The organism is Sphingomonas plantiphila, assembly GCF_046000505.1.
In the GTDB taxonomy this organism is placed as follows: domain Bacteria; phylum Pseudomonadota; class Alphaproteobacteria; order Sphingomonadales; family Sphingomonadaceae; genus Sphingomonas; species Sphingomonas plantiphila.
This window is the reverse complement of record NZ_JBELQC010000002.1, coordinates 63,684-90,563: the sequence shown is the minus strand read 5'-3', so window position 1 is coordinate 90,563 and position 26,880 is coordinate 63,684. Positions and strand designations below refer to the sequence as shown.

24 protein-coding genes are annotated in these 26,880 nt (G+C 66.1%); 11 read left to right on the top strand and 13 right to left on the bottom strand.

Going from position 1 to position 26,880, the window contains the following annotated elements:
* Window positions 1-7: 7 nt before the first annotated feature.
* Together ABS767_RS12665 and ABS767_RS12660 are read right to left on the bottom strand one after the other, a co-directional pair.
* Complete coding sequence (locus ABS767_RS12665; protein WP_408078886.1) at window positions 8-1,048, bottom strand: polysaccharide deacetylase family protein; 1,041 nt, start codon at window positions 1,046-1,048, stop codon at window positions 8-10.
* A gap of 9 nt (window positions 1,049-1,057) precedes the next feature.
* Window positions 1,058-3,295, bottom strand: coding sequence for a histidine kinase dimerization/phospho-acceptor domain-containing protein (locus tag ABS767_RS12660; protein ID WP_408078884.1), 2,238 nt, complete (start codon window positions 3,293-3,295; stop codon window positions 1,058-1,060).
* A 190-nt stretch (window positions 3,296-3,485) separates the two neighbouring features.
* On the opposite strand from ABS767_RS12660, the gene ABS767_RS12655 reads away from it, so the two are divergent.
* The gene (locus ABS767_RS12655; protein WP_408078882.1) at window positions 3,486-3,950 is read left to right on the top strand and encodes an Lrp/AsnC family transcriptional regulator; all 465 of its coding nucleotides are present in this window, start codon (window positions 3,486-3,488) and stop codon (window positions 3,948-3,950) included.
* 56 nt (window positions 3,951-4,006) lie between these two features.
* Here the strand turns inward: ABS767_RS12655 and ABS767_RS12650 are convergent, their stop codons facing one another.
* Together ABS767_RS12650 and ABS767_RS12645 are read right to left on the bottom strand one after the other, a co-directional pair.
* Window positions 4,007-5,257, bottom strand: coding sequence for a tetratricopeptide repeat protein (locus ABS767_RS12650; protein ID WP_408078880.1), 1,251 nt, complete (start codon window positions 5,255-5,257; stop codon window positions 4,007-4,009).
* A 171-nt stretch (window positions 5,258-5,428) separates the two neighbouring features.
* Window positions 5,429-8,980, bottom strand: coding sequence for a beta strand repeat-containing protein (locus ABS767_RS12645; RefSeq protein WP_408078878.1), 3,552 nt, complete (start codon window positions 8,978-8,980; stop codon window positions 5,429-5,431).
* 249 nt (window positions 8,981-9,229) lie between these two features.
* Here ABS767_RS12645 and gyrA point away from each other — a divergent pair, with 249 nt between their 5' ends.
* Both gyrA and ABS767_RS12635 read left to right on the top strand, forming a co-directional pair.
* Complete coding sequence (gyrA, locus tag ABS767_RS12640) at window positions 9,230-11,980, top strand: DNA gyrase subunit A (protein ID WP_408078876.1); 2,751 nt, start codon at window positions 9,230-9,232, stop codon at window positions 11,978-11,980.
* Window positions 11,977-12,324: a DUF952 domain-containing protein gene (locus ABS767_RS12635; RefSeq protein ID WP_408078874.1), complete on the top strand. Its 348-nt coding sequence runs from the start codon at window positions 11,977-11,979 to the stop codon at window positions 12,322-12,324. Before gyrA ends, ABS767_RS12635 begins: the two co-directional genes overlap by 4 nt.
* Window positions 12,325-12,330: 6 nt before the next feature.
* Here ABS767_RS12635 and ABS767_RS12630 read toward each other — a convergent pair whose 3' ends face one another.
* The 4 genes from ABS767_RS12630 to ABS767_RS12615 form a co-directional block, all read right to left on the bottom strand.
* Entirely contained in the window at window positions 12,331-12,735 is a 405-nt protein-coding gene (locus tag ABS767_RS12630; protein ID WP_408078872.1) for a cupin domain-containing protein, read from the bottom strand.
* A 220-nt stretch (window positions 12,736-12,955) separates the two neighbouring features.
* Window positions 12,956-13,558: a hypothetical protein gene (locus ABS767_RS12625; protein ID WP_408078870.1), complete on the bottom strand. Its 603-nt coding sequence runs from the start codon at window positions 13,556-13,558 to the stop codon at window positions 12,956-12,958.
* An 80-nt stretch (window positions 13,559-13,638) separates the two neighbouring features.
* Window positions 13,639-14,070, bottom strand: coding sequence for a DUF488 domain-containing protein (locus ABS767_RS12620; protein ID WP_408078868.1), 432 nt, complete (start codon window positions 14,068-14,070; stop codon window positions 13,639-13,641).
* A 3-nt stretch (window positions 14,071-14,073) separates the two neighbouring features.
* A complete protein-coding gene (locus ABS767_RS12615) occupies window positions 14,074-14,451 on the bottom strand; it encodes a VOC family protein (RefSeq protein ID WP_408078866.1) in 378 nt (125 codons plus the stop codon).
* Between the two features lie 40 nt (window positions 14,452-14,491).
* Here ABS767_RS12615 and ABS767_RS12610 point away from each other — a divergent pair, with 40 nt between their 5' ends.
* The 4 genes from ABS767_RS12610 to ABS767_RS12595 all read left to right on the top strand — a co-directional run bounded on the left by ABS767_RS12610 (window position 14,492) and on the right by ABS767_RS12595 (window position 17,402).
* On the top strand, window positions 14,492-15,040 hold the full coding sequence (locus tag ABS767_RS12610) for a GbsR/MarR family transcriptional regulator (RefSeq protein WP_408078864.1): 549 nt from the start codon (window positions 14,492-14,494) through the stop codon (window positions 15,038-15,040).
* 84 nt (window positions 15,041-15,124) lie between these two features.
* Window positions 15,125-16,123 carry an SRPBCC family protein gene (locus tag ABS767_RS12605; RefSeq protein ID WP_408078862.1) on the top strand — a complete coding sequence of 333 codons (999 nt, stop codon included), beginning with the start codon at window positions 15,125-15,127 and terminating at the stop codon, window positions 16,121-16,123.
* Window positions 16,124-16,150: 27 nt separating this feature from the next.
* Window positions 16,151-16,954: a fatty acid desaturase gene (locus ABS767_RS12600; RefSeq protein WP_408078860.1), complete on the top strand. Its 804-nt coding sequence runs from the start codon at window positions 16,151-16,153 to the stop codon at window positions 16,952-16,954.
* A gap of 25 nt (window positions 16,955-16,979) precedes the next feature.
* Window positions 16,980-17,402, top strand: coding sequence for a hypothetical protein (locus tag ABS767_RS12595; RefSeq protein WP_408078858.1), 423 nt, complete (start codon window positions 16,980-16,982; stop codon window positions 17,400-17,402).
* Here ABS767_RS12595 and ABS767_RS12590 read toward each other — a convergent pair.
* Complete coding sequence (locus tag ABS767_RS12590) at window positions 17,369-18,013, bottom strand: lysoplasmalogenase family protein (protein ID WP_408078856.1); 645 nt, start codon at window positions 18,011-18,013, stop codon at window positions 17,369-17,371. The genes ABS767_RS12595 and ABS767_RS12590 overlap by 34 nt on opposite strands.
* Before the next feature lie 141 nt (window positions 18,014-18,154).
* Between ABS767_RS12590 and trmFO the strand changes: the two genes are divergently transcribed.
* Window positions 18,155-19,501 (top strand): methylenetetrahydrofolate--tRNA-(uracil(54)-C(5))-methyltransferase (FADH(2)-oxidizing) TrmFO, encoded by a 1,347-nt coding sequence (trmFO, locus tag ABS767_RS12585; protein WP_408078854.1) that lies wholly within the window; start codon window positions 18,155-18,157, stop codon window positions 19,499-19,501.
* Between the two features lie 118 nt (window positions 19,502-19,619).
* On the opposite strand, the gene ABS767_RS12580 is transcribed toward trmFO, so the two are convergent.
* Together ABS767_RS12580 and ABS767_RS12575 are read right to left on the bottom strand one after the other, a co-directional pair.
* Window positions 19,620-20,096: an EF-hand domain-containing protein gene (locus tag ABS767_RS12580; protein ID WP_408078852.1), complete on the bottom strand. Its 477-nt coding sequence runs from the start codon at window positions 20,094-20,096 to the stop codon at window positions 19,620-19,622.
* A gap of 57 nt (window positions 20,097-20,153) precedes the next feature.
* Complete coding sequence (locus ABS767_RS12575; RefSeq protein WP_408078850.1) at window positions 20,154-20,798, bottom strand: hypothetical protein; 645 nt, start codon at window positions 20,796-20,798, stop codon at window positions 20,154-20,156.
* Between the two features lie 111 nt (window positions 20,799-20,909).
* On the opposite strand from ABS767_RS12575, the gene ABS767_RS12570 reads away from it, so the two are divergent.
* The 3 genes from ABS767_RS12570 to ABS767_RS12560 are packed head-to-tail and all read left to right on the top strand — an operon-like array spanning window position 20,910 to window position 24,314.
* Window positions 20,910-22,913 (top strand): pilus assembly protein TadG-related protein, encoded by a 2,004-nt coding sequence (locus ABS767_RS12570; protein WP_408078848.1) that lies wholly within the window; start codon window positions 20,910-20,912, stop codon window positions 22,911-22,913.
* Window positions 22,910-23,671, top strand: a complete 762-nt coding sequence (locus ABS767_RS12565; protein WP_408078846.1) for a TadE/TadG family type IV pilus assembly protein — start codon at window positions 22,910-22,912, stop codon at window positions 23,669-23,671. Before ABS767_RS12570 ends, ABS767_RS12565 begins: the two co-directional genes overlap by 4 nt.
* On the top strand, window positions 23,664-24,314 hold the full coding sequence (locus ABS767_RS12560) for a TadE/TadG family type IV pilus assembly protein (RefSeq protein WP_408078844.1): 651 nt from the start codon (window positions 23,664-23,666) through the stop codon (window positions 24,312-24,314). The genes ABS767_RS12565 and ABS767_RS12560 overlap by 8 nt, the downstream gene beginning before the upstream one ends.
* A gap of 40 nt (window positions 24,315-24,354) precedes the next feature.
* Here ABS767_RS12560 and ABS767_RS12555 read toward each other — a convergent pair whose 3' ends face one another.
* Window positions 24,355-25,749, bottom strand: a complete 1,395-nt coding sequence (locus ABS767_RS12555) for a pyruvate dehydrogenase complex E1 component subunit beta (protein WP_408078842.1) — start codon at window positions 25,747-25,749, stop codon at window positions 24,355-24,357.
* Between the two features lies 1 nt (window position 25,750).
* Window positions 25,751-26,812, bottom strand: a complete 1,062-nt coding sequence (gene pdhA, locus ABS767_RS12550; RefSeq protein ID WP_408078840.1) for a pyruvate dehydrogenase (acetyl-transferring) E1 component subunit alpha — start codon at window positions 26,810-26,812, stop codon at window positions 25,751-25,753.
* Window positions 26,813-26,880 lie beyond the last annotated feature (68 nt).

Here is a 26,880-nt window from a genome sequence, read left to right as displayed (position 1 = left end):
ATCGCGATTAGGGGCGATCCGCCGCGCCCGCAAGCGCCTGCAGGATCTGGTCGTGCGACGCCGGCGCGATGCCGAGCTTTGCCAGCAACGCGAAGGCACGCTCCCACCAGGTGCGGAACGCGGCCAGGTCCGCCTCGTCGCGGACGTAGGGCGTATAGCCCGGCGCCGCCGAGGGCGAGTGGTAGGAGAACATGAGCAGCCGCACCCCCTCCCCCGCCGCCACCCGGATCGCCTCCAGCGCCAAGTCGATCGGCATGTCCTCCGGCGTCAGCGCGACGCGCGACAACAGGCCCAGCCGCGATGCGACGCCGCGCCCGCGCGGCACCCGCCCCAACGCACCGAACAAAGCGATACCGCCCCGCTTCAGCGCTCCGGTGTAAACCGTGGTCAACGGAATCTCGATCAGATCGTCATGGCCGGTGCGGAATGCGTGATTGCCGATCGCGCTGTAGTCGGGGCCGTGTTCGCCGACATAGCTGTACCCGGATCGCATCGACGTATCGACGCGATACCCCGCCGCCGCCAGCAGCCCGAGCGTCTCCGCCCCCAGCCCGTAGCGCCCCGTCCGCATCATCACCGGGCGCCGCCCGAATGCCCCCGCGATCGCCTCGGTCAGCGCCGCGATCTTCGCCGCCTGAAGGTCGCGCGGCAGGTTGCCCAGAAAGCTGTTGCGCGGGCTGACCACCTCGTCGAAGGGCGGGTTGACCCAGGGGTGAAGCTGCGAGCCGATCGCCGACCCGCCATCTTCCATGATCCGCTTGAGGATATCCACCGATCGCGCGCAGCGGACGATGGGATCATCGATCATGTAGGTCGCCGGAACGCCATGCGCGGCGAACAGCGCGTGCATCGCGGGTAACGCATCCATCGCCCGCGTCCCGCGATTCGCGCGCGCCAGCGGTTGCGACCAGTCGAACTCTTCCTCGGTGTCCACGAACACCGAAAAGCGCGTTCCGAACGCATCGGGCCAGTCGATCCGGGACCCCGGAGCCGGGGCCGTTGCGCGATAGCCGTCCGTCCCGGCCTCAAGAAATGCTGTGCTCGCCACGAAGCGAGCTTAGCGCGCCTGTTCCAAAGACTTGGTTACCGCGGCAGGAAGCTGAATCACGAAGCCATCGGGCAGCGTGATGAGCTGTCCCCCCAGCTCGCGGGCGATGTTGCGGACGAGACGCAGCGCGAACCCGGTGCCCAGCAGCGCCGCGCCTTCCTGTTCGTCGTCGATCCCGAACACGGCGTCGCCCGCATAGTCGCCCAAGGCCCCCGGGCGATCGAAGCGCACAGAGACCAGTCCGGCCTCCTCGCTCAACTGCACGCCGATCCGTTCGCCGTCGCCGGCGGCGGATACCAGCGTCGCGACCATGCGGGCCAGCATGCGTTCGATCGCACGTGCATCGCCGCGTGCCGCGCAGCTATCGATCGGGAGCGCGATCCAGGCGCCGCGCAGTTCGGCCAGCGCCGCCAGATCGTCGGCGATCCGCGACAGCATCGGGCGCAGCGCCACGTCGCTGTCGTTCAGCTGCAACGCCGATGCCTCGATCCGCGCCGCGATGTCGAGATCGTCGATCGCCGCGAGCAGCGCGCGCGCATGCATGCGGATCGTCCCGGCACGCTCGCGATAGACCGGCGGCGCGTCGCCGAGCATTTCGCGCTCGATCATCTCGGCAAAGCCGGCGATCGCGTTGGTCGGGGTGCGCAGCTCGTGCATCAGCTGGCGCAGCGAATCCGCCGCGGGGCTGGCGACCCGAACCGGCGCCGCGGCGGTCTCCTCGCGCCGCGGCCGGCGTGCCGTTCCGCGATAGCCCGAAAAGCGCCCGGTCGCCGGATCGAAGGCGGGTGCCGCCGACATGCGCCATTCGCCCGCCGCGTCGGATTCGCCGGTTACGACGAGCCGCGCATCGGCAAAGGGTGCGCGCTGCCGCAGCGCTCCCGCCGCGACGCCGTCCGCGCGCGATCCATCGCCATGCACGTTGAGTTCGAGCGACAGGCCGATCAGCGGGGCGCGCGAGACGCCATCGACCCAGCGGATCGTCCCCTGCGCATCGGTCTCGAAGCGAAAGCCATCGGCGCGCGGCGGTGGCTCGACCTGGCGGCGCTCCTGCTGGCGCGTATAGAAGGCATCGATCCGCGCGACCACGTCGGCGATCTCGAAGGGACCGTCGACCCCGTCGACGCGCTGCCCGTCCGCCCCGACCTCAGCCGAAGCTCCCTCCGGCGCGCCGTCGCGGTCGGCAAGGATGGGGGCCTCCCCTGACATTACGGAAACCTGCGCCGGTTCGGATCCAGCTGCAACCATGGGTGCGGTGGACGGTTCGTCGCCCGTCCCGCTCTGGTCCATCTCCGTGTCACGTACGGCCTGCGCGCGGCCGAGCGCCTGTGCAACCACGGGAATCCCCATCGCCGCAGCCCCGATCGCGACGAAGGTGGAGGTTTCAGCGGGAATCATCTCCGCTTCCGCGGCGACAGGCTCCGGCATTGGGTCGAGCGCGGGGGCCGCGTCGAGCACCGGCTCGGCAGGCGCCTCCTCGACCGGCTCCAGCACGGGACGCAGACGGATGCGCGCCCGCGGCCGGGCGGGGAGTTCCGCCCTATCCTCGACAGGCGGGACCTCGACCGCGGTTTCGTCCGGCGCGACCTCCTCCGATACGGCTGCCGGTTCGGGCATCGCGGGCTCGGGAGGCAGCAACTCGGTCCAGTCGATCGACAATGTCTCTACGGGCTCGACCGGCTCCGCGTTCACCGGAAGTGCAGGAATTTCGGCTTCGGCCTCGGCCGGAAGCGCCGGTTCGATGGCCGCGACGGCCTCGGCACCGTCGTCGGCATCGGGAACGTCCGCTTCGACCGACGCGGCCATCTCGACCACGCTCACACCGTCCTCGATCACGAAATCGATCGGTCCGAACGTCTCGAGCGCGCGCGCGATTCCGGGCGGAAGGTCGCGTCGCGCGCGCAACACGGTACGCGCCGCTGCCGACAGGCGCGGCAGCAACTCGACCCACTCGCCCGAACTCAGCTTCGCGCTCCGCAGCACCGGCGCCGACACCGCGATGTCGTCCGTCGCGCACAATGCCACCAGCGCGCCAGGGGGATTGACGGCCTCAAGCCCGCGCGCGCTCGCCGCCCGCACGCCCAGCGGCACTTCGTCGCGAATCCTGCGCAACAGATTGAACGCGCGCGCATCCGCAGCTACGCGCCGGCGGCCGATCAGGTCGACGAGCTGACGCCACGCAGACGCCTTGCCGAACGATGTCGAAACATCGGCGGCCAGAACCGTCTCCAGGGTATCGTCGTAACGCAATGCTCGGGTAGTCCCCAGCCGGCCGCGGATCGTCCGGTAAGGATTCCTTAACTCGGGGGGACGCGTACCGGAACCGGAGATTTCGTCTTTAAGCGCCGGCGTCGCATAGTGGGACAATTGCGCTTGCAGGTAATTTTCTTATGCTTAACAGACATAATGCGACCGAATCCTGTCGCGTGAGGAAATCATAATGGCTTTTGACGACATCGACCGGCAGATCATGGCGCATTTGCAAGACGATGGACGCATGACCAATGTCGATCTGGCCGACCGCGTCGGCCTGACTGCCCCGCCCTGCCTCCGGCGCGTGCGGACGCTGGAGGAAAAGGGCGCGATTCGCGGCTATCACGCCGATCTCGATCCTGCCTGGCTGGGCTATACGATCACCGTCTTCGCGATGGTCAGCCTGAAGAGTCAGGCCGAGACCGATCTCGAGGCGTTCGAGGCGCATGTTGCCGCGATCCCCGAGATTCGCGAATGCTACATGCTCAACGGCGATATCGATTTCATCCTCAAGATCGTCGCGCGCGATCTCAGCAGCTTCCAGCATTTCCTGACCACCCGGCTCACCACCGCGCCCAATGTGGCGCATGTGCGCACGTCGCTGACGATCCGCACGTCCAAGGCGATGCCCGGCGTCCCCGTCGATCTGTGACATGAAAAAAGGGGCGGCCCGCAAGCCGCCCCTCTCTATTGCCCGATGGCGCCGGTTCAGGCCGCCGGCTGGTCGAGCCAGGCGATCCAGAAGCGCGCGATATCGCCGCGCGGCGCACCGCTGACCGCCTGGAACGCGGTCTTCGCCTCGGCCTTCTGCCCCTGCATCGCCAGCGCGATCCCCAAGCGTGTGTTGACCAGATTGGCGTCCACGCCGCCCTTCTGCAGGGCGAGGCGATACATCTCCGCCGCCTTGGCGAAATCGCGGCTGCCCAGATAGGCGTCGCCGACATTCTTGGCCGGCGTGCCGTTCGCCGCCGATGCCGCCTTGGTCGCTTCCGGCGCCAGCGAGCCCTCGGCCTTCTCGCGCGTGGTGGCCGAGCGGTAGAGCTCGTTGGCCGCCGCGTTGCTCGCCTGGATCTTGCCAGCCGCGCGACCTTCCTCGATCACCGCCTTCGCCTCCCAGGGCAGACCGCGACGCTGCGCGATATCGGCATAGTTCAGATAGTCGCTCTCGCCGCCCAGCGCCTTCGACGCGCGCATCAGGCGCAGCATGTCCAATTCCTGGTCCGCATCCATCGCGACGCCCTTGGCGCGCGCCTGCTCCATGTAGATCAGCAGCGACGAACGCCACGCCTCGTTGCTCGGATAGGCCGCGAGCTGGCGGCTCAGCCATTCGGCGGCAACGGCCTTGTTGCCCGACTGGTACAGCTTCGACACGGCGAACTTGTACCACGCCTCGGGCGCCTTCTTTCCCGCGGCTTCCTGCGCCTTGATCGCCTCGTCGAGCGATGCGACGCCGCCCTGGACGTTGTTCGTCTCGAACAACGCGATCGCCCGCTGCAGCGGCAGGTCGGGCTGGGTCGATGCCAGCGCGCGCGCCTGCTCGTAATGCGGCAGCGCCTCGGCATATTTCTTCTGCGCGGCGAGGATCTGGCCCCGCACGAAATGCAGGTCGCCCAGATCCGGACCGGTTACGCGACCCGCGGCGATGATCCGGTCGAGCGCGGCGCCGCGAGCGACCTCGTTGCGCTTCTTCGTCTCGAGATCGTAGCGCATGAGCAGGGTGTAGTATTTCTCATCGTCATTCTGCGCGACGGCTTCCGCGGCGCTGAGCGCGGCTTCGAACGCGGCGATGTCCGCACCCTTCTGGGCCGCCTGCGCGGCGGTGAATGCCTTGCGGAATTCGGCGCTGACCTTGATGGCCGGGGCCTCATCCTTCTTCTGCGCCGCAGCGGGCGCCGACATCGCAAGCGGCATTCCAAGCAGGACCGCCGCAGCGATCGCAGCCTTCGAAACAGAATTCATTCGGGACTCTCCTTACGCGGGGTGCCTGACGCAGCGAGGCGCAGCGATTGACGCGACCGCTCTAGTAATCCGCCCCGCCCGGTCAAGGCGGAGTGTTTCGGTTCAATCCATCGCATCGGTTCGCTGAACGCATTTTGAACGGAGTGGATGCGTCGCGACGAAGCGTTCGCGCTAAAAGATGGGGATATGGTCGAGTGGAAGCGATACATGGACCGGGGCATAGCCCGCCATGGTGTCAGCGCCCGCGGCCGGAGTCAGGATGAAGTCGTCCGCGTCCAGCGCGCTGCGCCCCACGCCCAGCAGGACGATGAAATCACCGTTCCCGAGGTTGATCCCGGTTGACCCGTTCACCTCGACCATGTTCGCCGTCACCTGCGCGTAGCTGCGGAAAAAGGCGCTGAGATCGATCCGATCGACCCCGGCGGTGAAGTCGCCGATCACGTCGCCCCCGGTTCCCCGCTCGAACACGAAGGTGTCCGCGCCACCCTGGCCGTACAGCACGTCGTTGCCGCCGCCGCCGTCGATCACATCGTTGCCCGCTCCGCCCAGCAGCCAGTTCGACGCATCGCTCCCGGTCAGGATATTGTCGAGTTCGTTGCCCACCCCGAACGCGGTCTCCCCCATCAGGATCAGGTTCTCGACATTGGCGTAGAGGTAGACGCCGTTGCCTGGTCCCTCGATATTGGCCACGACGGTGTCGGTGCCGCCGCCGACAGCCTCGAATGTCAGGTCGGCGCCCGTATCGACATAGTAGATGTCGTTTCCGGACCCGCCGTCCATCAGGTCGTAATCCTGCTCGCCCGAATCGCCGTAGAGAATGTCGTCGCCGGCGCCGCCTACCAGAATGTCGGTGACGAAACCGATGCCGCCATAAAGAATGTCGTCGCCATCCTCGCCGTACAGCGCGTCGGCGTCATAGCTGCCGTCCAGCACGTCGTCGCCCGCGCCCCCGACGAGATAATCGATCCCGATCCCGCCATCGATCACGTCGTTGCCAGCTTCGCCGAACAGCGAGTCGGCCCCGACGCCGCCCTCGATCCGGTCGTCCCCGCCTCCGCCGAGCAGCAGGTTGGCGCCGGCGGTTCCCGTGATGTGGTTTGCCAGATCGTTGCCGACACCGAACTGGGCCGGTCCGGCCAGTTCGAGATCCTCGACATTGGCATAGAGATAATAGCTGGCGGTGGAGATCACCCGGTCATGCCCGCCGTCCACGCCCTCGAACACCAGGTCGAGCGCACTGCTCGCGCGGTAGGTATCGTCGCCCGCACCGCCGTACATGGAATCGTTGCTGGCGCCGCCGTCGATGATGTCGGACGATGCGCCGCCGAAGATCACGTCGGCGCCGCCCCCGCCGGTCAGAGTCTGGAAACCACTGCCGCCGATGATCAGGTCGTTGCCATTGCCGCCCACCACGCTCAGCCCACCAGTGGTGGTGCCGCTCAAATCAACCGCGTTGCCCGCATTGCTCAGATAGAGCGTCTGTCCGGTGAACGTCCCGTTCAGCAGGTACACGGTGCCGCCGTTGGTCAGCCGCAGCGCGGGCGCGACGATCGCCTGGAATTGGTTCGCCTGCGTGACCGACACGCCCAGTTCGACATTGCTCTCGGCACGCTCGATATCCGCCGCGATCTGAAAATTGCTGATGTCCACCGCCGCGGTCGCGTTGACCAGGATCCTGTCGACGCCGCTGCCGCCCTGGAACCGGTCCGCCGCCGTGGTCATGCTGCCGATGTTGAGGATGTCATCGCCGGCGCCGCCCGACAGCAGGTCATTGCCCTCGTCGTCCGACAGAATGTCGTTGCCCGCCCCGGCATCCATGATGTCATCCCCGGCACCGCCGCTCAGATAGTCCGAGCCGTTACCGCCATAGAGCCGGTCGTTGCCCGCGTCGCCGATCAGGACGTCGTCGCCCTCGCCCCCTTCCAGCCAATCGGCGCCGCCCCCGCCCTGCAGATTATCGGAATTGTCCGATCCCACGACATGGTCGTCACCACCTGCGCCGACGACATGGATATAGCGATTGTCCGCACCGGCCAGGATCAGCGTATTGCCCGCGGCGCTGAGGTAGAAATAATATTGGAACGCTCGCCCGGTCAGGTCGAGCGTCCCGCCATTGGCAAGATAATGGCCGTGCAGCGTCGAGGACTGGACGCTCGAAAACTGCGCCACCGTCGCGCGGAGGCCGGACAGCGAATGCCCCGCCAGGAATTCGATTCCGCGCATCGTCGCGGCGGAAATGTCCGATACGACATCGCTATAGCCGTAATGCGATCCGCTCACGAACAGCGTGTCGTTGCCTTCCCCGCCGTCCATCACCTCACCCGCGCCCAGCGTCTCGCCCGGCAGATCCTGTCCCGTGCCGTCGCCCGGCGGGCCGATATGGATCACATCGTCGCCGGCACCGCCGAACACCTGGTCAATCCCGGCGCCGCCGAACAGTTCGTCGCCGCCGCCGCCGCCGTTGAGCGTGTCGTTGCCGTCTCCACCGTTCAAGATATCGGAATTGGCACTCCCGCGTACGGTATCGTTGCCCCCCAGGCCGGTGACGCGATATCCGCCGGCGAACGTGCCAGCGGTGAGGTCGAGCGTGTTCCCCGCCGCGCTCAACTCCCAGTCGCGCGCGCGCACCGCGTCGCCGCTGATCGCGAAGGAACCGGCGGTCGTGAAGCGCACCCGCTCCACCTCCAGGGTCTGAAAGGCATTGAGCACCGCGGACGATGCGATCACCGTGCTCCACGGTGCATAGACGCGCTCGATGCCGATGAACGCGCCGTTGGTGAAGTCGATCACATCGTCGACATAGGGGCTGCCGTTCTCGATGATCAGATAATCGTTGCCAGCGCCGCCGTCGACGATGTCGCCGGCCTGGTACGTGATGTGCAACGTATCGTCGCCCGCACCGCCTTCGACGCGGTCGACGCCCTCGCCGTCCCAGATATTGTCGTTGCCGGCCCCGCCCAGCAGCGTGTCGTTCCCCGCTCCGCCTTCCAGCCCGTCGTCCCCGTCGCGGCCTTCCAGCCGATCATTGCCTTCGTCCCCGATCAGCGCGTCGGCGCCCTGTCCGCCGACCAGCGTATCGTCTCCGCCCCGACCGCGCAGGCTGACCAGTTCGGCGTTGGTATTGCCGGCCAGAGTTACCGTGTCGTTCCCGTCCGAAAAGCCGATGCTGCCGCTGACGAGCCGGTTGCCGGTCAGGTCGAAGCTGCCGCTCTCGGCAAGTTCGAAGAGCCCGGCCAACTGGGTGAAGCCGGCAAGCTGCGCCGCGCTCATTCGGACGATCATCGATTCGGATTCGATCCGCTCGGCCTCCAGCGTGATGGCCAGGTTGCTGATGTCGAGCGTGGAATATTGGTCCCAGATCGAACCTGGGCCGAAGAACACCGTATCGAACCCCGCCCCGCCGATGAATTGCGAGCCGGCGACCAGCGATGCCATGCCATAGATGCCGATCCGGTCGTTCCCCTCACCGCCATTGACGATGTCGATGCCGTTCTGGCCGTTGGGGTTGTTGTCATAGCCGGTCAGCCAGTCGTCGCCGGCTCCGCCGTTGATCGTATCCGCGCCGCCATTGCCAAACAGGATGTCGTTTCCGTCGCCGCCGTCGATCGTGTCGTCGCCGGCCAGTCCGCGCAGCGTATCGTTGCCGCCCAGACCGTTCATGATGTCGTTGCCGGTGGTCCCGTTCTGAACATCGTCGCCCGGCGTGCCGTTATACGTACCCATCTTGCTCTCCCCAGAAGCGCAAATCCGGTCCGTGCCCCGTGCCCCGACGGCAGGGACGCCCCTGGACGGCCTGGCAAATCGCCCCCGCGCTTGGCGCGATATTTCTCACGAATCGTTGCCGCCCACAATCGGATTACGTGCTCGCGTGCGGGCGCGCGCGCGTGCGGCCGCGCGCCCGGGGTTGGCAGGTAGCCATGGCCCCGCTAGAGCGGTCACAACACTGAAACAACCCTTCGAAAGCACCGAAATTTGACCGACGAGACCGTCCTCGCGGACCCTTCAGACATCAGCCCGATCTCGATCGTCGACGAGATGAAGGCGTCGTACCTTGATTACGCGATGAGCGTGATCGTGGCCCGCGCGCTGCCCGACGTCCGCGATGGCCTCAAGCCCGTCCATCGCCGCATTCTCTACGCGGCGCAGGAGGGCGGCTATCTTCCCGGTCGCGCCTATCGCAAGTCCGCCCGCCTGGTCGGTGACGTGATGGGTAAATACCACCCGCACGGCGACAGCTCGATCTACGACGCGATGGCGCGCATGGCCCAGGACTGGGCGATGCGGGTGCCGCTGATCGACGGTCAGGGCAATTTCGGATCGATGGACCCCGATCCCCCCGCCGCGATGCGCTACACCGAAGCGCGGCTGGCCAAGGTCGCGATGTCGCTGCTCGACGACATCGACAAGGACACGGTCGACTTCCAGGACAATTATGACGGTTCGGAAAGCGAGCCGACCGTCCTGCCCGCCCGCTACCCGAACCTGCTCGTCAACGGCGCCGGCGGCATCGCGGTCGGCATGGCGACCAACATCCCGCCGCACAATCTCGGCGAAGTGATCGATGCCTGCCTTGCCTATATCGACAATGGCGCGATCAGCGTCGAGGAGCTGATGGAGATCGTGCCGGGACCCGACTTCCCGACCGGGGCCATGATTCTCGGCCGCTCGGGTTGCCGCAGTGCCTATCAGTCGGGCCGCGGCTCGATCATCGTACGCAGCCGCCACACCACCGAACAGCGCGGCGAACGGCGCTCGATCGTGCTCACCGAAATCCCCTATCAGCAGGGCAAGAACGCGCTGGTCGAGAAGATCGCCGAGGCCGCCAAGGAAAAGCGGATCGAGGGGATCAGCGACATCCGCGACGAATCGAGCCGCGAAGGCGTGCGGATCGTCATCGACCTCAAGCGCGACGCAACCCCCGAAGTCGTGCTCAACCAGCTGTGGCGCAACACGCCCGCGCAGTCGTCCTTCCCCGCCAACATGCTGGCGATCCGCGGCGGGCGGCCCGAGCTGCTCAACCTGCGCGACATCGTCGAGGCGTTCGTCAAGTTCCGCGAGCAGGTCATCACGCGCCGCTCGAAGTTCGAACTCGCCAAGGCGCGCGACCGTGCGCATATCTTGCTCGGCCTCGTCATCGCGGTCACCAATCTCGACGAGGTCGTCCGCATCATCCGCAGTTCGTCCAGCCCGACCGCCGCGCGCGAAGCGCTGCTGACGCGCGAATGGCCGATCGCGGAGATCGCCGGCTATATCCGCCTCGTCGAAGCGGTCGAAACCGAAGTGACCGGCGACACCTATCGCCTGTCCGACGTCCAGGTCCGCGCCATCCTCGACCTGCGCCTCCATCGCCTCACCGCGTTGGGTCGTGACGAGATCGGCGACGAACTCAAGGAACTGGCCGACACGATCGCCGAGCTGCTCGAAATCCTCGCCAACCGCGCCAAGCTGTACGAAGTGCTGCGCGGCGAGCTGGTCGCCGTGCGCGACCAGTACGCCACCCCGCGCCGCACCGAAATCGCCGCCGCCGCCGACGGGATCGAGGACGAGGACCTGATCGAGCGCGAGGACATGGTCGTCACCGTGACCATGCAGGGGTACATCAAGCGCACCCCGCTCGACGCCTTCCGCGCCCAGGCGCGCGGCGGCAAGGGTCGCGCCGGCATGGCGACCAAGGACGAGGATGTCGTCACCGAACTGTTCGTCACCTCGACGCACACGCCGGTGCTGTTCTTCTCCACGCTGGGCCGCGTCTATCGCATGAAGGTGTGGAAGCTGCCCGAGGGCGGGCCTGCCACGCGCGGCCGCCCGATGGTCAATCTCCTGCCGCTCGCGGCCGGCGAGACGATCTCGACCGTGCTTCCGCTGCCCGAGGATGAGGCGGAATGGGGCAATCTCCACGTCATGTTCGCGACCGCGAAGGGCAATGTCCGCCGCAACAGCATGGACGCCTTCACCAACGTGCCGTCGAACGGCAAGATCGCGATGAAGTTCGAGGGCGAGGACGAGGATGACCGCCTGATCGGCGTCGCGCTGCTCGGCGAGGGTGACGACGTCCTCCTCGCCAGCCGCCAGGGCAAGGCGATCCGCTTTGCCGGCGACGATGTCCGCGAGTTCCAGAGCCGCAATTCGACCGGCGTGCGCGGCATGCGCCTGCTCGGCGACGACACCGTGATGTCGCTGTCGATCCTGCACCGCATCGGCACCACCGCCGAGGAGCGCGAGGCCTATCTGCGCTTCGCTCCGTGGAAGGCGGAGAAGGAAGGCGAGCCCGACCTCAGCCCCGAACGGTTCGAGGAACTGCGCGCCAAAGAGCAGTTCATCCTCACCGTCTGCGCCAACGGCTATGGCAAGCTGAGCTCTGCCTATGAGTATCGCCGTACCGGTCGTGGTGGGCAGGGCATCACCAATATCGACAACATCGCCCGTAACGGCCCGGTCGTCGGCAGTTTCCCGGCGACCACCGCGCAGCAGCTGATGCTGGTCACCGATCAGGCGAAGATGATTCGCCTGCCTCTCGCCTCGCTGCGCGTCATCGGCCGCGGTTCGGCGGGCGTGCGCCTGTTCCACGTCGCCGCCGACGAGCATGTCGTCTCGGCCGCGCGGATCGAGGAGAGCGAAGAGGACGCCGAGGTCAATCTGGCCGATAACGAGGTCGAGACCGCACCGCAGCCCGACGGCGACACCGGCGAGGATCTAGCTGCAGGCCCGGAGGGCGGCGAATGACCCGCCCCGCGACCGCGTACAAGGTGCTGACCGCGCCCCAGATGGCCGACCTCGAGGCAGGCAGCTTCCAGGGCGCGCCGATCGATATCCAGGACGGCTATATCCACCTCTCCACCGCCGCCCAGCTGACCGAGACGGTGGACAGGCATTTCGCCGACGAGCCCGACCTGTGGGTCGCCGCGGTCGATCTGGAGGCGCTCGGCGACGCGATCCGCTGGGAGGTTTCACGCGGCGGTGCCGAGTTCCCGCACCTCTACGGCGCGCTGACGCTCGATACTGTCGTCGCCTATTCCCCGCTGGAGCGCGCCGAGGACGGCAGCGTCGCCCTGCCCGTCACCGGCTGACCCGGCTCATCGCTGCGCGACCGGCGGTTCCTTCAGCTCGACCCGCAGCAGCCGGAACGGCGCGTTCCCGAGGTTCTGGACCGCGTGCGGCTGTTCGCGCGGCACCCAGATCGCGGGCGGAGGGCTGCCCGCCGGGATGTTGAATCGCTCGGTCTCGACCAGCTTCCCGTCGCGCACCGCATAGCGAATATCCACGCCCGGCTGCGCCGACTGGATATGGATCACGCTAGGCCAGCGATGCTCGTGCACCGGCTCGGTTTCGCCCGGAGCCACCTCGACCTGCAGCACGCGGACGCGGTCATTCTCCAGCAGCACCTTGTGATTTCCCGGCGCAGCGGCGACGGCGTCCAGATCGACAGGCGCCTCTTGCGGCAGCCCGGCCAGCATCAGCAGCACGAGAAACGGCGTCATCCCACACCTCCAGTCGCGCGGAACCTAAGCCGCACACACGGCCCTGTCGATAGCGCCGCGTCACCGATCCGACGGCGTCCGCGAACAGGTCTTCCACCGCCACCTCCTGCCCTTCCGCGTCGAGCAGCAGGGTGCGGTGGCACAGGCACCGATCGCGCTCGAAGCACAGTATCGCGCGGGGCGGTGCGATCACGTGAAGTGTCGCACGTCCCGTCACGGGCTAGGCCGCGCCAAAGCCGCCCGTCGCCTCATCATACCGGATCCGCGCCGTCGGCCTTTCCGGTGACAGCTCAACCGAAAACGCATTCATAGGCGCCCTGCCAAGCACGACGCCGCTATTTATATTGGTCGAGAGGAACGCTGAAACGCGTGACTGCGGTGAAATCCTGACCGAAAGACCCGGGGGAACGAAAAAAGCGCTCGCCGGCACAACCCGATGCTGACCGTCGACCACGGCCCCCTTCGCCAGCCCGAGAACGACCGGCGCGTCGGTCCCGTTGACCAGCTCATATCCATCCGGATTGCTTCCGCCCGGTGTTGCGGTGAACCACCCGTTCCCAAAGGTGTAGCGCCAGCCACGAACCGCGTGCGTCGTCGCCGCAGGAATGATTTCCGCACCCGGGTTCAGCTGGCTGAAGGTTCCATAAACCTCATCGTCGTCGTCCCACTCGACCAGATTGTTCGGCAACGGATGAAACGTCTGCCATGCGACCGCGAGACCTGCGGCGATATCGGCATCCCTGACGATCGTGACACTCAACCCTGAATTGCGGATGTGCTCGAGGCTTTGTTGGTCGAACAGAAGTGTCAGCTGATATCGCATCGCGCGCTCCCCTCGTGCCGTGAAAACTCTCTCAGCCTTTCAGTGCATTCTCCAAGCCGGAATAGCACGAGGCGGCCAAATCACGGAAACAAATCCTCTACCTCGACCCCCTTGCCCTCGGAATCGAGCAGCAACGTCCGATGGCACAGGCACGGGTCGCGCTCGAAGCACAGCAACGCGCTCGGCTTCTGCGCGATCAGGTCGCGCATCCGTGCCGCCGCCGCCTGCGCCTCGGGCAGTTCGAGCTGGCCTGAATAGACCGCCTCCAGCGTCGCGCGGTCGCCCTTCTTCGCCGCATCGCGCCCCGGCTTGGGCGTGCCCAGCGCCTTGAGGTGAACATAGGAAATCCCGCGCTCCCCCAGCGCCGTCGCCAGCGGCGTCTTGGAAAAGCCCGGCCGGCGCGACAGCGGCAATTGCCGCACGTCAATCACCTGCTCCACCCCGGCCCGTTCGAGCGCGGCGAGGAAGCTGTCCATCGTCGCGCCTTCATAACCGATGGTGAAGACCTTCATCGCCTATTGCTCAGCATAGCACACCGCCTCGATATTCACCCCGTCGGGATCATAGACAAAGGCCGCATAATAGTTCGGTCCATAGTTCGGCCGCAGCCCCGGCTTGCCATGGTCGCGCCCGCCCGCCGCGATCGCGGCCGCGTAGAAGGCGTCGACCTGCGCGCGCGTCTCCGCACGAAACGCCACGTGCATGTCCTCGCCGACATGGTCGCTATGCACTACCCAGAATTCGCCGCCACCTTCGACGCCAAACCCATAGGCGCCCCCGCCATCCTCGGGCATCTCGGTCAGGCACCGCATCCCCAGCGGCTTGAGCGTCGCCTCGTAAAAGCGCTTGGATCGCTCGGCATCCGCCACCGCGATGCTCATATGATCGATCATCGTTGACTCTCCTAATTTCTGTAATTACAGAAATTACATCATGACCCGGTTCGCAGAGCATCCCGACGCCAAGGCGTTCATCCTCCACTGGGGCGAAATGGGAACGCATTGGGGCGTCAACCGCTCCGTCGCGCAGATCCACGCGCTGCTCTATTTGTCGGACCGCCCGCTTCATGCCGAGGAGATCGTCGAGACGCTTGGTCTCGCCCGCTCCAACGTCTCCACCGGGCTCAAGGAGCTTCAGGGCTATTCCATCGTCCGCCGCGTCCATGTCGAGGGCGACCGCCGCGACCATTTCACCGCCGAGACCGACCTGTGGGAAATGCTCATGCGCATCTCCGCCGAGCGCAAGCGGCGCGAGATCGACCCCACCGTCCAGCTCCTCGGCGAACTCGCCGAGCGCCTCGCCAATGACAAGACCGCCCCGCCACAGGTGCGCGAGCGCGTCACGCGGATGCACGAATTCATCGGCACGCTCGGCACCTGGTACGATCAGGTCCGCGTCCTGCCCAAGCCCACCCTCGTCACGCTGATGAAGCTCGGCGGCAAGGTCGCGCGCTTCATCCCGGGGTCTTCGAAAAAGGATTGAACGTACCGGCGCACGCCACCGCCTAAACCCTCGCGACACACAGTTTCTGTATTTACCGAAATACCAGATAAAAGGGACGAAGAGATGGACCAGGCCGAAGCCCAGCTCAGGACTGCCAAAATCCGGATCGCCGCCGCGTGCATCTTCGGCCTGGCCTTCGCGCTCGGCGTCTATCTGCTGATCGAGGCGGTGAATCCGTCCGGCCTGATCAGCTTCACCTTCCTCCTCATTCTCCCCGCTGTGGTGACGGCATTCGTCACCTATGTCGGCGATCCGCTCGCCCGGCGCCCGCGCGGTTTCTACACCGGCAGCGTGCCGACGGCGCTGTTCGGCGCGGTCGTGCTCGCCTCGCTGATCGCCCTGCGCGAAGGGGGCATCTGCATCCTGATGCTCAGCCCCTTCTGGTTCGCGCTCAGCGCGCTCGGCGGCTACCTCACCTGGCGCTTGCGCAGGCGCGAGGAGCCGGTCGAAAACGTCTTCCGCGCCTCCACGCTACTGCTCGTCCCGCTTGTCGCGATGCAGGTCGAGCCGATGATCCCCCTCGCCCGCGACACCGGCAACATCACGCGCTCCGTCATCATCGATGCCGATCCGGCGACGATCTGGCGCCACGCCCGCGCCGCCGACCATATCCGCCCCGGCGAGGGGCGCTGGACCGTCTCCCAAGACATTATCGGCCTGCCCCGCCCCACCGGCGCACAGCTCGATCGCCAGGGCTACGGCGCGACCCGGCAGGTGCAGTGGCAGGACGGCATCCGCTTTCAGGAAGTGGTGACCGATTGGCAGCCCGGCCGACGCCTGTGGTGGGAGTTCCGCTTCGACGCTACCGACCTCGACGCCTGGGCGATGCAGGACCGCCACCTTCTGCCCGACAGCCCGCATTACCGCATCACCGATGGCGGCTACGTCCTCACCCCGCTGCCCGACGGGCGCACCCGGCTGACCCTCACGACCCACTATTGGGTGCAGACCCCGGTCAACTGGTACGCGCGGCTCTGGGGCGAACTGCTGATCGGCGACGTGTCCGCGAACGTCCTCGCCGTGATCCGCGACCGCTCCGAACGGAGACCGCGCACCGCATAACCCCCTGCCAGATGAAGGAGATGTGAGATGGCCCGCCCCCTCCGTACCGATCCCGCGCTACGCCGCGTCATCTGGCGCGATCTGGTTGCGATGCGACCGCGCGACGGACTGGTCGAATGCCTCCACCCCCTCCCCTGGCTCGCTCTGTCGCTCACGGCCGCCGCGTTCGGCATCTGGCCGCTCGCCGCGCTCGCCTCCTTCCTCTTCTTCCTCACCGCGTTGCGCCTCAACCATGAGGCGATCCATCACAATCTCGGCTTCGGCCCGCGCGGCCATCGCATCGTTCTCCACGCGCTCAGCGCGCTGATGCTCGGCTCCAACAGCTCGGTCGCGTTCAACCATCTTCATCATCACAGCAAGGTCGGGACCGAAGACGATATCGAGGGCCGCTGCGGCCACATGACGCTGGGTCAGGTGCTGGCCTTCGGCCCGCGCTTTCCGGTTGAAACGCATCGCTACGGCTGGCGCCATGGCGGCCCGGTCCTGCGGCGGCGCATGATCATCGACCTCGCGCTCAACCTCGCCATGATCGGCACCGCGCTCGCGACACTCTGGCCGCCCCTGCTCTACCACATCGCCGCGATGCTCGCCGCCCAGTGCCTAACCGCCTTCTTCGCGGTGTGGATCACCCACCACGGCTGCGACGGCGCACTGATCGCCCGCACCCAGCGCGGGCGACTGCTCAATCTGGTGAGTTACAACATGTTCTTCCACCTGGAGCACCACCTGTTCCCGGCCGTGCCGGTGAGCCGTCTCCCTAAGCTAGCAGAGCGAATCGACGGCGCCGCGCCGGGGCTTGGGGCGAAGATGGTGGTCCCTGTTCGTCTCTGAACAAAGCCCATAGAAGGAGTAAGTGATGCCTCGAGTGTCCTATGCCGGCGGTGTAGTCCGCGCGCTTCTTGCTGCCGGCCCGATCTTTCTCGGTATCTTAATGGTCGGCGTTTTGCTGTTCTATCCGCAACACATCCCGTCTGGGTGGGAAGTGTTAGGGCTGATTCCGCTGCTGATGATGTCTGCCGCTGTCGGTTTCACCCTGTCGCTCTTGCCAATTCTTATCGGCAGCTTCGTGATGGCAACGGCTGGGATCCATGTGCGATGGACGCGACTGCCAGCCCTCTGGGCTTCAGTGGGTGCGCTGCTCGCGAACATCGCTATCTTTCCCATCGGTAACAACTTCTCGAATTTCGACCCGGGCTCATTCACGCTCTTCGGCCTGACCGGCGCCATCTGCGCCCTGATCGTCCGCTACGGCACCCGCTGGTCCGACGACAGAGTCTGACCCACCCCCCACGCAATCAGCGCCTGCGCCGAGAAATAGGTCGGCCAGATCAGCAGGCTCGGCACCCCCGATCCCTCCAGCGGCCCGAAGCGCGAGAAGATCAGCAGGTCCGAAACCACGAACAGCACCGCGCCCAGCCCGACCCGATAGCGCGGGAAGCGGCTGGTCCATGCCAGCGCCGCCATCACCCCCAGAAACGCCGAATAGGCCCCGGCCTGCACCGCTCCGCCCGCCGGCGCCGCGAACAGCGCGGCGATCCCGATCGTCGCCGGCGCGAGCAGCCACCCGAACGCCTTCTGGCTCGGCGTCAACGAATCCCGCCGGTTGCGCAGATACAGCACGCACGCCACCACATGCCCCGCCGCAAACGCCGCGCCGCCGACCATCAGTCCATGCGTCTCCAGCAACAGATCGCCCAACGCCCCCAGCGCCAGCGCGCCTGCCAGCAGCCAGCCATCCGTGCCCCGCGCCCGCGTCGCCGTCCAGACCGCGAGCAAGGCCACCCCGCTGGTCTTCCACACCGGCCCCAAGGCGCCCGGATCGACCAGCCCCCACGCCTCCAGGCAATAGCTCGCCCCCGCGACCACCGCCGCCCCGAACAGCCACCCCATCACTTTCCCTTTTCCTACAAGGCCCCCCTTGGCGTAAGGGCGACGGCAGAGGTCCGGCACTGTCGGGCCGGTGTCAACCACGCGCATGACAACCCCATTTTTTGTCAGCTTGCCCAGAGAGCCGAGTCAGTTTCGATCATTATGAGTAACCATCAAGTCCATATCATCGGCGGCGGCCTCGCCGGATCCGAAGCCGCCTGGCAGCTGGCCAATGCGGGTATCCGGGTGAAGCTCTCCGAAATGCGCGGATCGGGTGACATGACCCCGGCGCACCAGACCGACGGGCTCGCCGAACTCGTCTGTTCGAACAGCTTCCGCAGCGACGATGCCGAGCGCAACGCCGTCGGCCTGCTGCATCAGGAGATGCGCGACCTCGGCTCGCTGATCATGGCGCAGGGCGACGCGCACAAGGTCCCGGCGGGCTCCGCGCTCGCGGTCGACCGCGACCATTTCTCGGCAGGCGTCACCGCCGCGCTCGAAGCGCATCCCAACATCACCATCGTGCGCGAACGCATCGACCAGCTTCCCGCCGAAGGGCTGACGATCGTCGCCACCGGCCCGCTCACCGCCCCCGGCCTCGCCGACAGCATCGGCAGCGCCACCGGCAGCGACACGCTCGCCTTTTTCGACGCCATCGCCCCGATCGTCCATTTCGAGAGCATCGACATGGACAAGGCGTGGTTCCAGTCGCGCTGGGACAAGGTCGGTCCGGGCGGCAACGGCAAGGACTATATCAACTGCCCGATGACGAAAGAGCAGTATCTCGCCTTCCATCAGGGCCTGCTCGACGGCGAGAAGACCGAGTTCAAGGAGTGGGAAAACGTCCCCTATTTCGAAGGGTGCATGCCGATCGAGGTGATGGCGGAGCGCGGCGTCGATACGCTGCGCTATGGCCCGATGAAGGGCGTCGGACTCGACGATCCGCGGACGGCGTGCGAGGAATTTCCCAACGGCCGCTGGCCGTATGCCGTGGTCCAACTGCGCCAGGACAATGCCACCGGCACGCTGTGGAACATGGTCGGCTTCCAGACCAAGCTCAAATATGCCGAGCAGGTCCGCCTGTTCCGCACCATCCCCGGGCTTGAAAATGCCGAGTTCGCCCGGCTCGGCGGCCTCCACCGCAACACCTTCATCCGCTCGCCCGAGCTGCTCGATCCGACGCTGCGGCTCAAGAGCCGCCCGCATATCCGCTTCGCGGGGCAGGTGACCGGGTGCGAAGGCTATGTCGAAAGCAGCGCGATCGGCCTGCTGGCAGGCCGCTTCGCCGCCGCCGAAATCCTCGGCCGTGACCTGACCCCGCCCCCGGTCGAAACTGCGCTCGGCGCGCTGCTCGGCCACATCACCGGCGGCGCGGAGGTCGAGACCTATCAGCCGATGAACGTCAATTTCGGCCTGATGCCGCCGATCGAGGGGCGGACCAAGAAAGCCGACCGCAAACTGCTCTACACCAGCCGCGCCCGAGCCGCGTTCGCGCAATGGCTGCGCTAGCGTAAGGCAAGCTGGTGGCGGCGAAACAACATGTTCTCCTGCGAAAGCAGGAGCCCAGGGTCCCAAGCGACCGGCGCGCCATCCTTGGACTCCTGCTTTCGCAGGAGAACAACAGGCCCTATTCAGCCTCGGCCAACGCCTTGGCGACCTCGGCGCGACAGTCGCAGCGCGGCGCCGTCTTCGCCTTGCGCTTGGGCGCGGTGGCGGCGAATTCGGCGCGGGTCAGCGAGCCTGACTTGTCCTTGTCGGCGCCGACGAACTTGTCGCTGGTTCGCACCGCCCATTCCTCGAACGACAGCCGCCCGTCGCCATTCTTGTCGAGCTTGGCGAACGCCTTGCGCCGCGGCTGCTGGAGTTCGGCGAGCGTGATCAGCCCGTTCTTGTCCTTGTCGTTGCGATCGAACCGCTTTTCCTCGCGGGTCCGCTCCGGCGCCTCCGGCACTGCGGCAAGTTCCTCGGTCGGCGCAGCTTCCTGCGATGATTGGGGTGCCGGAGGTGTGGGCAGCGGTTCCGGCGTCGCGCTCCCTTGGAACAGGAACATCCCCGCTCCCGCCATCAGCAACGCTGCGAGGCCACCCACAAAATATCGCCACATGCCGACTCTCCCCTGTCGAACCGACAGGCTAGCGCCTCCAGCGGCGGCAGCAAGACGTCAGCGCCCCGTCATCCGATGCCACAGCGCCCGCCCGGTCCGCTTCGGCGCCCCCGGCGCCACCCCGGCAAGGTCGAGCCGCGCCAGATGCGCCATCGCCCCCAGCGCGCGCCCGTTGCGGCTCCACCGAAGCTTCGTGGCTTCCGCCAACGCATCTTCCGCCATCCGCCGCGCCGTCGCAGCTTCTGCCGGATCGCTCAGGCGCAGTGCGACATCTGCCAGCGCCCACCCTTCTCCGGCCCGTCCGGCAGGATCACCGGGATCGGCGTTCGCCAGCCGCGCCGCCAGCCCGAACAGCTGCCTGCCCCGCCCCGCGAAGCCGTGCAGCGCCGCTTCATCGAGCTGTTCCTGGAGCAGCATCTGCCAGCCATCGACGATCTCAGCGACCATCGCCCCGGCGATTCCCTCCGACAGCACATGCCGTGCCACCCCCTCCAGCACCGGCTCGGCGGGAGGCGGCGCGGAGTCGAGGGCGCAGAGCGCGTCGTGCCACCATTGCAGCCGGATCTGCCCCAGCATCGGCTCGGTCGTCGTCCGCAATGTCTCGCCCAGTCGGTCGTCCAGGTCGAGCAACGCGGCAAGACCATCGCCGGCCCGACGCGTCGGCGCATAGGTCAGAACGATCCGGCGCTCGCCGCTGTCCATCACCGGCCCGATCGGCGCGGAACGAGGGTAATCGTTACGTTAACCATCCACCTTCAATCCCCGTTAGCCCAACTTCGCACATAGCGTCCTCTGAACCGGGGACCCACCAGCATGACGTTGCGCCCATCCGCAAAGACCAGCGCCCGCGCCTTCATGGGTGCGCTACGCCGGGACAAGCGCGGCAACACGCTAGCCATCGTCGCGGCGTCGTTGATCCCGCTGGCGGGCATGGTCGGCGGCGGCGTCGACATCAGCCGCATGTACATCGTCAAGACGCGTCTGCAACATGCGTGCGACGCCGGCGCGCTCGCCGGACGCAAGCAGATGGGCGGCGGAACCTGGGCATTCGGCAACTATGCCGCCCGCACGGCCGCTGAACGCTTCTTCGACGCCAACATCCAGGCCAGCCCCTATGGCGCCGCCTCGGTCACAAAAACCTTCTCTGAAAGCGCCGGAAAGGTCACCGGCGTCGCTAGTGCGACGCTGCCGATGACGCTGATGCGCGTGTTCGGCAAGACGACGGAAACGCTCAGCGTCACCTGCGACGCCGAAATGCGGTTGCCGAACACGGACGTCATGTTCGTGCTCGATACCACCGGATCGATGGGCAGCAAGGCGGTCAGCACCGACAGCCAGACGAAAATGGACGCGCTCAAATCCGCGGTGAAGTGCTTCTACGAGACCGTCGCCCGGCTCGACACGACCGAGAATTGCGTCGGCGGCGCGCCGTCCGGCGGCACCGGCAATACGGTCCAGATCCGCTTCGGCTTCGTGCCCTATGCGACGAACGTCAATGTCGGCAAGCTGCTTCCGACCAGCTTCATGGCAGACCGGTGGAGCTATCAATCGCGCGAGCCGCAGTGGACCGAAACGACCACCCAGGAATGGGGACCCACGGTCGATACCACGGGTTCGAACGGCAGCGGCGACAGCGATTGGGGCGATTGGTCGAACACCGGCAATTCATGCTGGAACGTCCCCGGTACGCAGTACAATGTTTCGGGAAGATACGAGGCCGATACGTCCGTCACCACGTCCGGAAACACGCGGACCTGGCAAACCCGAACCTATTCGAGGTACACTGTCGAGTATCGCACGGCGTGGTCCGGCTGGAGTTGCTCGGTTCAGGCGCGGTACAAAGGTACCGGCAGCTATACGGCCGTACAGCACACCCAGACCGCGCGAACGATTACGCAGCGCACCTTCTGGCGCTGGCATTATGGCCTGGTCTCCCATGACGTCTCGGGCCTCAAGAATGGCACCGGCTGGAACAACACGGTCCAGCTGCCGATCGGTGGCAGCGGGACCAACCGCACCCTGACCTGGGACGGCTGTATCGAAGAGCGCCCCACCGTTTCGCGAGCCAGCTATTCGCCGATCCCCGCTGGCGCCAAGGATCTCGACGTCGATCTGGCCCCGAACGCTGCTGACACCACGACCCTCTGGGGGCCCGCGCTTCAGCAGGCGATCTTCGCCCGCGACGTCACAACGAGCTGGAACCAGCTCGATCGCAACGACGACTATACGACCACCGACTATTACAACAGCGTTCCCTATTATTGCCCGGAGGAGGCGAAGAAGCTGCAGGCCTGGCCGCTTGCATCGTCGTTCGAATCCTACGTCGATGGCCTCAATCCCAACGGCAACACCTATCACGATATCGGCTTGCTCTGGGGCGCGCGATTCCTGTCGCCGACCGGCATCTTCCGTTCCGAAAACCAATATACCCCGCAGGGCGGCGAGATCGAACGGCACCTGATCTTCATGACCGACGGCGAGGCCTGTACGAACACGAACGACTATGCCGCCTATGGACTGCCGTGGCTCGACCGGCGAACCACGGACCCAAATCAGGTCCCGACGGATGGCTGCCTGACGACCGGCACGATCACGCAGCAGGTCAACGCGCGGACGCAGGCGATCTGCGCTGCGGTCAAGAACAAGAACATCACGCTCTGGGTGATCTGGTTCGGCGCTTCCAGCCCGACGATCGAAGGCATGATGCAAAGCTGCGCCACTCCCGGTCGCTATTTCGCCGCCCGCAATTCGACCGAACTCCAGAACACCTTCAAGTCGATCGCCGACCAGATCTCGCAATTGAGGCTTACCAAGTGAAGCGACGCTCCTCCCTCCGCCGCTTCGCCCCCGCCGCGCTCCGGCGCGACGAGACGGGCGTCACCATCGTCGAATTCGCGCTGGTGGCGCCCGTACTGGGGCTCGTGCTGCTCGCGACCTTCGACTTCGGCCACACGCTCTACACGCGTGCCGTGCTTCAGGGGATCGTGCAGAAGACGGGTCGCGACTCCGCGCTCGAAAGCGGCAGCACCGCCGACGCCATCTCCGCGCTGGACGAAAAGGTGCGCAGGCAGGCCAAGGCGCTGGCCAACAATTCGGAAATCACCATTACCCGGCGCTACTATCGCACCTTTTCGGACGCCGCAGCGGCGCGTGCCGAGCCCTGGACGGACACCAATAACAATCGGGTCTGCGATGGCAGCGAGCCGTTCGAGGATCTCAACGGCAACAATGTGTGGGACCGGGACGGCGCAAACGAGGGCCAGGGCGGCGCCAAGGACGCCACGCTCTATACGGTCACCATGCGCTACCCGCGCATGTTCCCGCTTTACAACATGATCGGCGGGTCGCGTACCACGAAGATCACCGCCGCGACGATCCTGCGCAACCAGCCCTATGGCGACCAGGGCTCCTATGCGGCTCCGGTGGTCAGGAACTGCCCGGTCGAGGTGACCGCGCCGACTCCGACCCCGACACCGACACCCACATCGCCGCCCTCCAACGGCCCCGGCCGCTGTCACGACAACAACGGATCGGGAAACAACGGCAGGGACCCCGAGTGCGACGACGATGACTGAGCCGTTCCGCAATCTGCTCCGGCTGATCCGCGATCGACGCGGCGTGGCGATGATCGAATTCGGCTTTTCGCTGCCGATCGTCCTGCTGCTCAGCCTGACCGGCGCCGAACTCACCAATTACATCATCACGCGGATGCGGATCAGCCAGATCGCGTTGCACCTCGCCGACAACGCAGCGCGGATCGGATCGGGCAGCCAGTTGCAGGCGAAGTCGATTTCGGAGAGCGACATCAACGACCTGCTGGTCGGTGCCGATCTGCAGGCGGAGGAACTTGCCCTCTATACCAATGGCCGCGTCATCATCTCCAGCCTCGAGCCCGATCCGACGAACAGCGGCAAATATCGCATCCGCTGGCAGCGGTGCCGCGGCGCCAAGACTGCGGAGGTCTCCGCATATGGCAATGCCGGTCGCACCAATCTCGCCGGCATGGGCAAGACGGGCCGCCTCGCCACCGCGCCAGCGGACGGCGTGACGATGTATGTCGAGGTCTATTACGAATATCAGCCGCTGCTGAAGGCATCGCTCGCCCCCAACACCAGTTTCCGCGAGGAAGCGTCGATGATGGTGCGTGACCGCCGCGATACCGTGGGTGGCAACAACGGCGTCTACCCGGTTACCGGGGTCACCGCGTCGACCTGCTGATCGCGAAGCCCCTCCCGGTTCGGAGAGGGGCTCGCACATCTCAGCGGTACGTCACCTTCTTCACGCCCGCCACCACCTTGTCGGCGGTGATGAGCGCGAGCTTCTCGAGGTTCGCGGCATAGGGCAGCGGCACGTCCTCGTTGGTCACGCGGATCACCGGCGCATCGAGGTCGTCGAAGCCCTGCTCCATGCACACCGCGACGATTTCCGATGCGATCGAGCAGACCGGCCAGCCTTCCTCGACCACCACCATGCGGTTGGTCTTCTTCAGGCTCTCCAGCACGGTCGCGGTATCGAGCGGGCGCAGCGTGCGCAGGTCAATGACCTCGGCCTCGATGCCCTCCTCGGCCAGCTTCTCGGCCGCCTCCAGCGCCACGCCGACGCCGATCGAGTAGGACACGATCGTCACGTCCTTGCCCTCGCGCACGATGCGCGCCTTGCCGATCGGCAGCACCCAATCGTCGAGCTTGGGGACGTCGAAGCTGCGGCCGTACATCAGCTCGTTTTCGAGGAAGACGACGGGGTCTTCGCTGCGGATCGCGGCCTTGAGCAAGCCCTTTGCATCTGCCGCGTCATAGGGCGCGATCACGATCAGGCCGGGAACGCTGGCGTACCACGGGCCATAATTCTGGCTGTGCTGCGCGCCGACGCGGCTCGCCGCACCGTTGGGCCCGCGGAACACGATCGGACAGCGCATCTGGCCGCCCGACATATAGTTGGTCTTGGCGGCCGAGTTGATGATGTGGTCGATCGCCTGCATCGCAAAGTTGAACGTCATGAACTCGACGATCGGCTTGAGCCCACCCATCGCCGCGCCCGTGCCGACGCCGGCGAAGCCATATTCGGTGATCGGCGTATCGATCACGCGCTTGGCGCCGAATTCTTCGAGCAGGCCCTGCGTCACCTTGTACGCGCCCTGATACTCGGCGACTTCCTCGCCCATCACGAACACGCGGCCGTCGGCGCGCATCTCCTCGGCCATCGCGTCGCGCAGCGCTTCGCGGACGGTCGTCTTGACCATCTCTGTCCCGGCGGGGAGCTCGGGGTCGGCGACGCTCGCGGCCTTTTCGCTCGCGAGTTGCTTGGTGCCGCTATCGGCCTTTTTCGGCTCGGCCGGCGCTTCGGATTCGGCGGCCTTCTGCTCCTGCGCAGGCGCTTCCGCTTTGGGCGCCGAGGCCGCGGAGGCGTCCTCGTCCTCGCCTGCGATCGTCGCGATCACGGTACCCACCTTCACCCCATCGGTGCCCTCGGCCACGATGATCTGGGCGATGGTGCCTTCATCGACGGCTTCGAATTCCATCGTCGCCTTGTCGGTCTCGATCTCCGCCAGGATATCGCCGGACTTGACCGTATCGCCTTCCTTCACCAGCCACTTGGCGAGGGTTCCCTCTTCCATCGTGGGCGAGAGCGCGGGCATCTTCAGCTCGATCGCCATTTCAGTACGTCTCCACCAGAACGTCGGTATACAGCTCGGAGGGATCCGGCTCGGGCGCCTGCTCGGCAAAGTCCGCCGACTCGTTCACCGCCTTGCGGATCTCGGCCTCGATCGCCTTCAGCTCGTCTTCCTTGACGCCTGCCGCCTCCAGTTCCTTCTTCACGCCCTCGATCGGGTCGGACTTGTCGCGCACCGCCTGCACCTCGTCGCGCGAGCGATATTTGGCGGGGTCGGACATCGAGTGGCCGCGATAGCGATAGGTCTTCATCTCGAGGATGATCGGCCCCTTGCCGGCGCGGACCCAGGCCAGCGCTTCCTCGGCAGCGCCGCGGCACGCCAGCACGTCCATGCCGTCGACCTGAATGCCGGGAATGCGGAAGCTCTCACCGCGCTTGTACAGCTGGTCCTCGGCCGACGAGCGGTTGACGCTGGTGCCCATGGCGTACTGGTTGTTCTCGATCACATAGATGATCGGGAGCTTCCACAGCTCGGCCATATTGAAGCTTTCGTACACCTGCCCCTGGTTCGCGGCGCCGTCGCCGAAATAGGACATGGCGACGCCGCCATCCTCATTATACTTGTGCGCGAAGGCGAGGCCGGTACCGAGCGCGACCTGCGCGCCGACGATGCCGTGGCCGCCGTAGAACTTCTTCTCGGTCGAGAACATGTGCATTGACCCGCCCTTGCCGCGCGAGATACCCGCGGCACGGCCGGTCAGCTCGGCCATGATCTCCTTGGGATCGATGCCATAGGCGAGCATGTGGCCATGATCGCGATAGCCGGTGATCACCGAATCCTTGTCGCCGTCGAGCGCCGACTGCAGGCCCACCGCGACCGCTTCCTGGCCGATATACAGGTGGCAGAAGCCGCCGATGAAGCCCAGCCCGTAGAGCTGCCCCGCCTTTTCCTCGAACCGGCGGATGAGCAGCATCTGCCGATAGAATTCGAGAAGCTCCTCCTTCGACGCTTCGAACCGTTTAGGTTCGTTTGGGCGCTCACGGTTGGTCGGAGCTGGTTCGTTACTACGGCTTTTTGCAGGCGCTTTTGCCACGATGATCCTCATCCTGGGGAAAGATGGAAGCGGCCCTATAGGCCGGTTAACCGCCGACACGCAATGATGACGCGCGCGGA